The organism is Candidatus Campylobacter infans (assembly GCF_013416015.1).
GTDB classification, from domain to species: domain Bacteria; phylum Campylobacterota; class Campylobacteria; order Campylobacterales; family Campylobacteraceae; genus Campylobacter; species Campylobacter infans.
On sequence record NZ_CP049075.1, the window covers coordinates 1,411,687 to 1,423,200 of the forward strand.

General features: G+C 34.9%; 11 protein-coding genes. 4 read left to right on the plus strand and 7 right to left on the minus strand.

Features of this window, described 5'->3' with window-relative positions; translation table 11 throughout:
• Window positions 1-33 precede the first annotated feature (33 nt).
• The 4 genes from CINF_RS07090 to CINF_RS07105 all read left to right on the plus strand — a co-directional run bounded on the left by CINF_RS07090 (window position 34) and on the right by CINF_RS07105 (window position 3,004).
• The gene (locus CINF_RS07090; protein WP_178697363.1) at window positions 34-693 is read left to right on the plus strand and encodes an amino acid ABC transporter permease; all 660 of its coding nucleotides are present in this window, start codon (window positions 34-36) and stop codon (window positions 691-693) included.
• Window positions 674-1,348 (plus strand): amino acid ABC transporter permease, encoded by a 675-nt coding sequence (locus CINF_RS07095; RefSeq protein ID WP_179975028.1) that lies wholly within the window; start codon window positions 674-676, stop codon window positions 1,346-1,348. Before CINF_RS07090 ends, CINF_RS07095 begins: the two co-directional genes overlap by 20 nt.
• Window positions 1,339-2,085 (plus strand): amino acid ABC transporter ATP-binding protein, encoded by a 747-nt coding sequence (locus CINF_RS07100; protein WP_275690505.1) that lies wholly within the window; start codon window positions 1,339-1,341, stop codon window positions 2,083-2,085. The genes CINF_RS07095 and CINF_RS07100 overlap by 10 nt, the downstream gene beginning before the upstream one ends.
• Before the next feature lie 121 nt (window positions 2,086-2,206).
• A complete protein-coding gene (locus tag CINF_RS07105; RefSeq protein ID WP_179975029.1) occupies window positions 2,207-3,004 on the plus strand; it encodes a cysteine ABC transporter substrate-binding protein in 798 nt (265 codons plus the stop codon).
• Window positions 3,005-3,049: 45 nt separating this feature from the next.
• Here CINF_RS07105 and flhB read toward each other — a convergent pair whose 3' ends face one another.
• The 7 genes from flhB to CINF_RS07140 form a co-directional block, all read right to left on the minus strand.
• Window positions 3,050-4,132 carry a flagellar biosynthesis protein FlhB gene (flhB, locus tag CINF_RS07110; protein ID WP_178697367.1) on the minus strand — a complete coding sequence of 361 codons (1,083 nt, stop codon included), beginning with the start codon at window positions 4,130-4,132 and terminating at the stop codon, window positions 3,050-3,052.
• 24 nt (window positions 4,133-4,156) lie between these two features.
• On the minus strand, window positions 4,157-4,360 hold the full coding sequence (locus tag CINF_RS07115; protein WP_179975030.1) for a hypothetical protein: 204 nt from the start codon (window positions 4,358-4,360) through the stop codon (window positions 4,157-4,159).
• A 9-nt stretch (window positions 4,361-4,369) separates the two neighbouring features.
• The gene (locus CINF_RS07120; protein WP_179975031.1) at window positions 4,370-5,107 is read right to left on the minus strand and encodes a purine nucleoside phosphorylase YfiH/LACC1 family protein; all 738 of its coding nucleotides are present in this window, start codon (window positions 5,105-5,107) and stop codon (window positions 4,370-4,372) included.
• 1 nt (window position 5,108) lies between these two features.
• Complete coding sequence (gene ribE / locus CINF_RS07125) at window positions 5,109-5,747, minus strand: riboflavin synthase (RefSeq protein WP_178697370.1); 639 nt, start codon at window positions 5,745-5,747, stop codon at window positions 5,109-5,111.
• Between the two features lie 62 nt (window positions 5,748-5,809).
• Complete coding sequence (locus tag CINF_RS07130) at window positions 5,810-8,623, minus strand: RecB-like helicase (RefSeq protein WP_179975032.1); 2,814 nt, start codon at window positions 8,621-8,623, stop codon at window positions 5,810-5,812.
• Window positions 8,620-10,968: a PD-(D/E)XK nuclease family protein gene (locus CINF_RS07135; protein ID WP_179975033.1), complete on the minus strand. Its 2,349-nt coding sequence runs from the start codon at window positions 10,966-10,968 to the stop codon at window positions 8,620-8,622. Before CINF_RS07135 ends, CINF_RS07130 begins: the two co-directional genes overlap by 4 nt.
• Before the next feature lie 4 nt (window positions 10,969-10,972).
• A complete protein-coding gene (locus tag CINF_RS07140; RefSeq protein WP_179975034.1) occupies window positions 10,973-11,512 on the minus strand; it encodes a hypothetical protein in 540 nt (179 codons plus the stop codon).
• Between the last annotated feature and the right edge of the window lie 2 nt (window positions 11,513-11,514).

Below are 11,514 nucleotides of genomic sequence, written 5' to 3' on the forward strand. Positions count from 1 at the left end.
CGCTATCATTGCGCCTTTTATTAAAGGATTAAAGTGGATTTTGCTTTTATGCGTGAGAGCTTGCCTGAGTTTATCCAGGCCTTTTGGCTTACGCTTTATATAGGATTTTTTGGCATTTTATTTTCTTGTGTGTTGGGTTTGATTTGTGCGCTGATTGAAATCCGAAAAACGCCCATTTTATCGCAACTATCTAGCATTTATATAGAACTTAGTCGCAACACACCTCTTTTAATTCAGCTTTTCTTTTTATATTTTGCGTTGCCAAAAATCGGCATTAGATTAAGTAGCGAAGTTTGTGCGGTGATTGGGCTTGCGTTTTTAGGCGGTAGTTATATGGCTGAGACGCTTAGAGCCGGCTTTTTGAGTGTGGAAAAAATCCAAAAAGAAAGCGCGCTAAGCCTTGGTATGAGCAAAATGCAAATGATGGCTTATGTCGTTTTGCCACAAGCATTAAGCCTTAGTATGCCATCGCTTACAGCAAATGTGATATTTTTATTTAAAGAAACCTCTGTTTTTAGTGCTGTGGCCTTGGCGGATTTAATGTTTGTAGCAAAGGATTTAATAGGATTATATTATAAAACGACAGAAAGTTTGATTTTGCTTGTGTTGATGTATTTGGCTTTACTTTTGCCTATTTCATTACTTGGGCTATATTTAGAAAAAAGGCTACGATATGCAGGATTTGGGGCTTAGCGTTTTATTTAAAGGTAGCAATTTTACAAGGTTGCTTGATGGGCTTTATATTACGCTTGAAATTAGCCTTTTGAGTGCTTTGTTTTCTATAATTTTTGGTTTATTTTTTGGGCTTTTTATGCGGATAAATAATCCATTTACAAAATTTATATCACGGCTTTATTTGGATTTTGTGCGCATTATGCCACAGCTTGTTTTGCTTTTTATCATGTATTTTGGTTTGGCGCATGCTTTTGGGGCTGATCTTAGTGCTTTTACTTCGGCGGTGATAGTTTTTAGTTTTTGGGGCGCGGCTGAAATGGGAGATTTGGTGCGTGGCGCGCTTGCAAGTATCGCAAAACATCAATACGAAAGTGCTTTCGCACTTGGATTAAATAAGGCTCAAACTTACGCTTATATCGTTATCCCACAGACTTTACGCAGACTTTTACCACTTACCATAAACCTAATAACTCGCATCATCAAAACCACCTCACTTGTGGCTTTGATTGGTATAGTTGAAATGCTAAAAATCGGCGAACAAATAATAGATGCAAATAGAATGAGCCATCCAAATGCGGCTTTATGGGTGTATGGAGTGATTTTTATGCTTTATTTTGTGCCTTGTTATATAATTTCTCTTGGTTCGCGTTATTTAGAAAATAGGTGGAGATGATGTTAAAAATTGAAAATCTTACAAAAAGCTATGGCGATTTAGAAGTGCTAAAAGGCATAAACTTAGAAGTGGCTAAGGGCGAGGTGATGGTGATTTTAGGATCAAGTGGTTGTGGTAAAAGCACTTTGCTAAGATGCATAAATGCGCTTGAAATTCCAAATAGCGGTCAAGTTAGCCTAAATGGTGAGCTTATAACGCCAGCAAATTTAATATCAATGCGCCAAAAAATCGGTATGGTTTTTCAAAGTTATGAGCTTTTTTCACATCTTAATGTGCTTGAAAATATCACCCTTGCGCCATTAAAGGTGCAAAAACGCCCAAAAGATGAAGTAAAAGCGCAAGCCCTTGCCCTTTTAGAGCGCGTTGGCTTAAAAGATAAACAAAACGCTTATGCCAGACAGCTTAGTGGTGGTCAAAAGCAACGCGTAGCCATAGTTCGCGCTCTTGCGATGCGCCCTGAGGTAATGCTTTTTGATGAAGTTACAGCAGCGCTTGATCCGCAAATGGTGCGTGAGGTGCTTGAGGTGATTTTAGAGCTAGCAAATAGCGGGCTAACTATGCTAATAGTAACGCATGAGCTAAATTTTGCAAGGGCTGTGGCAGATAAAATCGTGTTTTTAGATAATGGCGTGGTGGCTGAATGCGTGAGCGCAAAAGAGTTTTTTACTAAACCAAAAACTAAAAAAGCACAAGAATTTTTAGCATCATTTGAGTTTAATCCTGTTAAAAATATATAATTTTACCTGTATTTTAAAAAAATGAAATAATAATAAATTTTATAAAATAAAGTTTTTTACTAGATAAAATTTAAAAAACTTGCTATAATCTGGCTTTGAAATTTTAACCAAGGAGAAAAAAATGAAAATTTTCAAAATATTTATGGTTGCGCTTTTGGCTTGTGCGTTTTTACAAGCTAGAAGCGTTGATGAAATAAAGCAAAGCGGGCTTATCAAAATCGGCGTTTTTAGCGACAAAGCGCCTTTTGGCTATGTCGATGAAAACGGCCAATACCAAGGCTATGATGTGTATTTTGCTAGGCGCATTGCTAAGGATTTGGGCGTGAGGGTGGAATTTACAGCGCTTGATCCAGCTAGTCGTGTAGAATATGCTAAATCTGGCAAGGTTGATATTGTCTTAGCAAATTTTACCGTTACAAAAGAGCGCGCACAGCAAGTGGATTTTGCCTTGCCTTATATGAAAGTTGCTCTTGGCGTTGTAAGCCCGCAAAATGCGGTAATAAAAAGCTTAGATGATTTAAAAGGCAAAACCTTAATAATCACAAAAGGCACGACAGCTGAAACATTTTTTAGCAAACATAAACAAATCAAGCTTTTAAAATTTGATCAATACGCGCAAGCCTATAATGCCCTGCTTGATGGGCGCGGCGATGCATTTAGCACCGATAATACCGAGGTTTTAGCCTGGTCTAAGGCAAATAAGGGCTTTGAGGTTGGCATAGCAAGTCTTGGCGAAATTGACACCATCGCGCCAGCTGTAAAAAAGGGTAATAAAAGCTTGCTAGAATGGCTAAACAATGAAATAATCGAACTTGGCAAAGAGCAGTTTTTTCATAAAAACTATGATGAAACCTTGCGCTCTATTTATGGGCAAAGCTCAAATGCTGATGATTTAGTAGTAGAAGGCGGCAAAATTTAACTTTTAAATCTTAAAAATAAATGCGCTAATATATTTAAGCAAATTTTAATTTTTTAATTTATGGCCAAATTTTTGCATATTTTGCTTATAGATTTGGCTTAAAATTTCAGCCACTGCGCCAAAAAGCTGAGCTGGGATTTGCTGGTTTATATCACACAGCTTATAAAGTTCTCTTGCAAGTGGCGGATTTTCTATTATATCAATTCCATTTTCTATGGCAATTTTACGGATTTGAAGTGCTAAAAAATCCACGCCTTTTGCTAGCACTATTGGCGCATCTTCTTTTTCTTTATCATAGCGCAAGGCTACAGCGTAATGGGTTGGGTTAGTGATGATTACATCGGCATTTGGGATATTTTGCATCATACGCTTTTTTGCCGCTTGCATTTGTAGTGATCGAATGCGGCCTTTTACTTGCGGATCCCCTTCCATTTGCTTAAACTCATCTTTTATTTCTTGCTTGCTCATTCTTAAATCTTTAAAATAATTAAAACGCGTGATAAAAATATCAGCAATAGCTATAATCATAAAAAGCAGTAACATCACAGCAGCTAAAATTAGTAATTTTTCTTTAAGCCAAGCAAGCTGATCAATCATCGTAAAAAATATAGTCGATGGCAATTCCTTAACAAAAGTAAGAAAAAAATAAAAAGCCACGCCAAAAACCGCGCCTACTTTTAAAACAATTTTCAAGCTCTCAACTAGTTTTTTTATTGAAAAAAGTCGCCCAAAGCCACTAATTGGGTTTATTTTATTAAAATTTGGAGTTAGTGGCTCTGTGGTAAAAATAAAGCCAAATTGCATGACATTGCCTATAATGCCAGCAAGCATTATAAGTCCAGCCAGCGGCAACACAGCAAGCACCATTTGAAAAAGTATCATCATAGCGATATTTGTTACATTTTTAATGCTTAATTCTTGCCCGATTAATTCCATACAATAATAATAAGTTTTTAAAAATCTCTCGCCAAAATACGGCAAAAGCAACCATAAAGCCAATAAACCAACCAAAAGCGTTACAAAACCAGAAGCATCTTGGCTTTTTGGGACATTGCCTTTATTTCTGGCATCTTCGATTTTTTTACTCGTGGGCTCTTCGGTTTTTTCTTGATCATCGCCTGCTGGCATAGCTTACCTTTATAAAATTTTAATTTATTCTTTACTCATTTGTGAGTTTTGCTTGACTTTTTCTAAATTATCAAAAATTTCGCTTGCTTTTTTTAAATCATCTGCTTTAATGCCTAAATCTTTTGGGCTCAAAAGCATTTTCATTAGGTTTTTGTTTTGACCTAAATCAGAGCCAAACTGCCTAGCATTTAGCGCGATTAGCTCAAAAATCGCATCATCTTTATTCATATTATCACCTTATAAAATCATCGCTACGCCCACTTGGCGACCACAAATTTTATCCCGTCTGTATGAGTAAAAATTATCATCACAATGCGTGCAAATATCGCTTATTTCGTAATTTTTTATGCCAAGCGCGTTTATTTCGTCTTTTAAAGCTTGCGTTATATCAAAAAATCCCTTATTTTTATAGCGATTAAAATCGCCCAAATCAAGCCCGCCAACTTCATAGCAAGCCCCTTTTATATGCGCGCCTATTAAAAGTTTTAAATCTTGTGGCTGGCTTTTCATGGCATTTAGGCATTTGCTTATAATCTTAGCACAAACCCCAGCCCTGCCCGCGTGAATTACAGCGATTTTGACTTGTTTTTCATCTATTAAAATCACAGGCGCACAATCAGCTACCATCACGCAAATACCAACACCCTTTAAGCTCGTAATAATCGCATCACAAGGCGTTTTAATCTCGTATGAAATTTTGGTTTTCTGCCTTAAATCTTTTGTGCTTTTTAGCTCGTAAATTTTATCGCTATGAATTTGCTCCATAAAAACTAGCATTCTTGCGCCTATTTCGCGTTTTAAAATGCTTTCATTTTTTTCTAGGGCATTTTGGCAATCACCTGTATGCAAGGCTAAATTAAAATTTGCAAAAACTCCGCTACTAGCGCCATTTACTGCCAAATTAGCATTAAAATTTTCTCCACCCAGCAATCCAAAACGATTAGTAAAAGTGGCTAAAAATTTTGCTTTTTTCATCTTAAAACATTCTTGTATAAAGCTCGGCTTCGTCCCAAGTGAGCTTGTTTTGCTGATTTTTTGGCTCTAAATTTTGAAATTTTAAAATTTGCTTTGTGTATTTGGCAAATAAATCACTTTCAATATGCACGCGCCTATTTAGCTTATAGTGCGAAAATAGCGTGTCTTTAAGCGTTATAGGAATAATGCTAAGGCCTATGCCACGCTCATAAACAGCCGAGATTGTAAGGCTTATGCCATCAACGCCCACGCTACCTTTATGCGCCATTAACTCCATAATTTCAAGCGGTAATTCTATAAAAAAATCCACTCCCACATCAAGCTTATTAATGCGCTCAATGCGCCCTAAGGCATCAATATGCCCTTGCATCAAATGCCCGTGTATTTTTTCACCAAATTTTAATGCTTCTTCAAGGTGTAAAAGCTCGCCAGGCTTGTAATTTTCAAGTGCTAGCACTTTTGCGCTTTGGCTGCTAAGCTCTACTACAAAAGCATTATTTTGGATTTCAACTACGCTTAAACACGCGCCATTTACTGCTATGCTATCGCCAAGGCTTGCTTTTAAATCACTAGCAATTAAAAGACGCTTGCCATCAAAATCTAACGAACGCCCAAGCGTGCGGATTAAGCCATTAAACATTCATAAGCCTTGAAATTTTTGCGCGATTGTAGCGCATTAGGCTTTTGTTTTGCAAATTTTGATTAAACATTGATTAACTCGCATTTTTGCTCGCCTAAAACAGCAATTAGCCCCTTTGTGCTTTGTTTGGCGTAAATGTGCTTGATTGCGCGCATATATTTATTTACTTGTTCTTTATTTTTTTCTAAATTAGCAAGAGAGCTTTTATAATCAATCACCACAGCGCTTTGCTCATCTAAAAGCAACAAATCAAGGCGTAAAATTTCGCCCTCAAAGCTTAAAGTTTGCTCTTTTAAGCATATTTTATAATGTTTAAAATTTTCATTAAACGCGTCTATAAAATGCTTTGCGCGCTGTTTGATATTTGCTAGGTCGTGTTTTGTTAAATTATATCCATAAGCATTTATTAAAGCTTGCATAGCGCGCTCTAAGCATTCATAGCTAAAATCTGCGCTCATTTCAAGCAAATAATGTAAAGCCATACCAAAATACGCGGTTTTTGGGTCGATGTTATTTGCTTTTGGCTCGCTTTTAATATCTTGGCTTTTTATTTTCGCAAATGGCGGTATTTGGCACTCTTCTAGCGTGTTTTGAGCTTGGTTTGTTAGCAGATTGTGTAAAGAGCCTTGCGTTAAATCGCTAAGATTTAAAATTTCATTTTCTCCATCCTTGCCATAAGCTTTAAAATACGATGGCTTATTTGCGCTTGCGTTATTAGCGCATAAAATAAATAAATTGCTTTTAGCTCTTGTGAGTGCGACATATAGGGCATTTATGCGCTCTTGCTTTTCTAAAATTTCATCATTTTGTTTTAGTTTTATAAAATCATCATCGCCTAAAAATTCTAAAATTTTATCATTTAACTTAATCTCCCAGCGGTTTTTATATAAATCAAAATCGCTTAAAAATGCGCTATTATTGCGGTTTAGCCCACTTAAATTATCACAAACTATACAACACGCAAAGCCAAGCCCCTTGCTTTTATGAACGGTGGTGATATTTATGCCATCTTCTTCATAATCTAAGCTTAATTCATTACAATTTTGCATCTCATAAATAAAATCTATGATATTTGGATAATTTTGGCTAATTTCATAGAGTTTTAGCAAATTTTTAGAATAAATATTTAGTCCTAAACGGCTAGCTAAGAGCTTTAAGATGCTTGCGTTATCATCAAAATTTATTTTTATTGGCGCAAAATTTTGTCCTAAATATTCATACAAATAACGCCCATGATAACTGCGCCCAAATATACAAAATTTTAAATATTCTAGCACCAAGCTTACGCTAATATCGTTTATTAGGTATTTTGCGCGACTTGCTACTTTGATATTTTGGCTTTGGAGATATTCTTTTATGATGTTTATGTCTTTATTTTGCCAGCATAAGATTGTGATTTGATTTGGCGGGATTTTATTGTTTAAAATAAAATTAACCTTGCTAGCTAGCAGGGTTAAAAAGCTATCTAAATCATTACTATCAAAGCTAGAAACATCGACTAATCCATCATCTTGGCTATTTGGCTTTTGTGCTTGGTAGTTTGAAATTTTATCTTTAAAGGTTTGATTTACAAACTCAACTATTTTTTTGGTGCTTCTATAATTTATATCAAGGCTGTCTTTTTGAATTTGCCTTATGCCGTTTTTTGTAAATTTTTCAATCAAAAAATCAAAAATCTTTTTATCTCCGCCACGAAAGCGATAAATGCTTTGTTTGATATCGCCTACATAAAAAAAACTGCCGATATGCTCATTTTGGCCTAGGCCTGAGATGATTTCTTCGATTAAGGGCAGTAAAATTTCGTATTGTTCGATATTTGTGTCTTGAAATTCATCTATTAAAATATCGCTAATTCTAGCATCTAACCTAAAATACAGCTCATTTACATCAAATTTTTGCTCACCCATTTTTAAAAGCTTATACACATTCGCGCTTACATCCTTAAAATCAAGTTCGCCAAGCTCACTTATGGTTTGAGCGCGCACATGGCTGTATTTATTAACTAAGCGCAAAAAATGCGAAATTTTATAAGCTTCATAAGCTTTATAATATTTTTTTAAGGCTTGATATAAATCATCATAAATCGCATTTAACTCACTTTGGATTTTTTCTATATATTTGGTTTTGCTAGCCATTAAAGTAGCGATTTCTTTAACGCTTGAAATTTCAAACTTATTAAGCGATCTTTTTGGGATTAATCCTTTAACAATAGCTTGTTTTTTTAATTCATCAAAATGTGCCAAAACATCGCTATTATTAGCTTTTGGGCTTGGTGGATAAGGTAAGCATAAGCCTGGGTTGCTTGCTAGGTTTTCTAAAAAACTATACGCGCTAAAATCACTTGTGCTTAAATACAAGCTTAATTCTTTTAACTCATCTGGGCTTAGGGCGTTTATAAATTTTATATTTATTATCTCATCTATATTATTTTGGATTTTAAAATCAGGCATAAGCCCTACATTTAGGCTAAAACGCCTTAAAATTTGCGAAAAAAACGCATCAAAGGTGTAAATTTTAAGTTCGCTATTTAAAAAATCACTTCTTCGCTCTTGGCTTAGAGCTAGCACATCATCATAATCCACGCCCAACAAATCAGCGATGGCATTTACTCTATCGCGGCGCTTTTTGCTTTCTTTTGCGCTAATGCCGGGCTCGTTTGCGTCCATATTTAAAAAGGTTTCGATGATATTGCTTTTCATCTCATTTGCGGCTTTGTTGGTAAAGGTGATGGCTAGGATATTTGAGATATTTTGGCTAAATTGTCCGTTTTGCTTTTGTAAAATCAAAGCTACAAAACGCACAGAAAGCGCAAAGGTTTTGCCACTGCCAGCACTTGCTTGTAAGGCTAGAAGGCGTTTAAAATTTGGCTTTTTCATATTTTGTCCTTATATAGCGCGCTAAATGCGCTATGCTCGTGCTTACAGCCCTCATCGCACATAAATGAAATTTCTTGTTTATTTATTTTTTTGAGATCTTGGATTAACTCTGCTAAATCAAAAGTCTTTTTAGCGCCTTTAAAATCCATGCTATTTTTAAGATCTAAAAACACAGCCTGGCTAGCCCCACTTAATGCCTTATAAAATTGCAGCTGTAAATCATTATCTGGTAATGCGCCACTTTTATAATCAATCACCAAAAGCTCACCAGCGCATTCATCAATCCTATCTATCACGCCTTTAATTTGTATGCCTTCAAACTCGCATTGAATCTCTTTTTCGCATTCACGCACTTTATAACCGCTAGCAAAATGTTCATTTTGTTTAAGGGCAAACTCATTTAATCTTAGCTTAAATAATTCTACTTCTAATTTGTTTAATCCGCCCAAATGAGATGTTTTTTGCGCTATTAAATCTTTTAATGCTTGGTCATTACAAAAATTTGGATTTTCATTAAAGTAATCTTTTAAAATTTCATGTATTAGCGTGCCAAGGCTGGATTTATCAAGCTTTAAGCTTAAATCCACGCCCTCGCTTATGCCTAAAATATATTTATAATAATACGCCCTTTTACACGATAAATAGGTGCTTAAACGGCTAAACGATAAAGGATTTGCAAAAAAATCATGCTTACAAATTAATTCATTTGGCTTTAAGTTTATAATAGCTTTTGGCTCACAAAGCCTTAAAAGCGCGTCTTCATAGCACCGGCTTTTTATTTGTGGGCTTTTATCAAGTCCTAGCTCGCTAAAAAAGCGTGAAAGCACGCTTTGTTCGCTTATTTCATAGCTAATGCCTACTTGTTTGGCATTAAAAATTAAACGCTCATAATAAAATCTTTGTAAATCATCGCGCTCTTTATGGCTAATTAGGCCTGCTTTTGCCCTGATATTTGAGCTTAAAAATATTTCTTTTTTGCTTGATTGTGGGACTAGATTATCGTTAAAATCTATAATTATCACCCCATCAAATTTTAAAGATCTGCTTTCAAGCACGCCCATTGCGGTGATTTCGCCACCGCCTGTTAAAGATAGGCTTTTTTGCCTTAACGCTATTATAAAAAGCTCTAAAATTTCATTAGTTTTAAGCTTATTTGCTATGCTTTTTAGGCAAAAAAGCTCGTGATTTATTAGAGCTTTTAGTTCAGGGGCGGTATTTACAAACATTTCGTTTATAATAAAGCAAAATTTCTCATACTCGCAAATTTTAAAAAAAGAATTTTTAAAATAAATATAATGCTCATCTAAAAGCCCTAGATGATTTAGCGTGGCGATTGTTTTATTTGGAGTTTGTTCTTTATTTAAATAAGCATCATTTTTTTGATAATCCAGCCCTAGTTTTAGCGCGTCTTGGAGATTTACAAGCAAGGCAAACTCGCTAGTTTTAGCCACGCTTTTACCCATTGCGTAATTTAGCATATTATTTTTGTCTAAATTGCGTAAAGTATCGCTAAAATCTTCATCAGGCAAGATTACTGCTATGTTTTTAGCCTCTATGCCATTTTCAAGCATTTTGCTAATTTGGCTAAATACAAAACTAGCTTGCAAGCTTCTAAGCTCAAAGCCTTGTAAGCTAATATCTGGCGTGCTTTGATTTAGTTTTTGTGTATTTAAAATTTCATTTTGGCTTAGATTAAAATCATACGCAAAACCACTTTTAAAGCTTATTTGGCAATTTTTTTCTAATTCGCGGGCTAGTTTTTTATTAAATTTTGAAATGCTAAAACTTAATATCACCAAAACTCGTTTTGAAATTTTATTTAAAATTTCAAGCTCATGCGCGTTTAAAATACCATCAATCCTAACATTTATTTGCTCGTAATTTAAAATAAAATCCCAGTTTATATCATAAAGCTCGCAAACGCTTATATCATCGTAAAATCCAGCATTTTTTAAGCGCGTTAGGTATTCTTTTTCAAGCTGGCTTAAAATTTGTAAATGCTCATCAAAATTTGCGTAAATGTCTTTTTGTTTGAGCATTTCAATGCTAACTTTTTGCCTTTTTAACTCGCTAAAAAAGGCAAATAAATACTCACTGCTTTTTAAAAAAGCAAAAAATTCCAAAGGGATTTTAAGCTCGCTAGCTACTGCTTTAACAGCATTTGCGCTTTCTTGCATTATTAAAATTTTAGTGTTTGAATCCGCCCTAATTAAGCCATTTACGATTATGGCTTTATTTAAAAACTCATCAAAACTAAGCGCGGGACTTAGCATGCAATTTTGCTCTAAATAGGCTTTATTGCGTTCTTTGATGGCTCGTTTTGTGGAAAATACTTCTAAAATCATAGCTTTATTTCACAAAAAATTCATAATTATAAATGCCAAAACAATTTTTATTTTGGCTTAGCTTGATTTTTACTTGCCATCTGCCAAGTTTTGGGACATTAAAATTTGCTATTTGAAGTTTATTATCATCTAGTGTGGCAGTTAAAGGCGTGTCAAATTGGCTAGTTTCTGGGCGCGTTAAAAATACATCTGCGCTGATATCTTTGCTAGCGTTTGTATCAAAGCTAAGGCTGATATCATCGCTACTTTTAGCGATTTGAACTATTCTTTTATGTTTTTTGCTTTGTAGTATGGTTTCATCGCTTTTTATGCCTTGGCTTAAAAGCGTGGCGTTGCTATCAAAGCTAAATTTTTCATTAAAGCAATCTTGTGCGGCATCGAATTCGTTTTTATAATTATCCACATTTTGATAAGTATCAAAACTGCTATTATCCACATACACAGGATAATCCAAACACACATACACAGTATATCCACACGCTATCACGCAAGCAATAATCGAAAGCAAAATACCATAAGGCCAAAATGTCTTTTTCTTTTTCATTA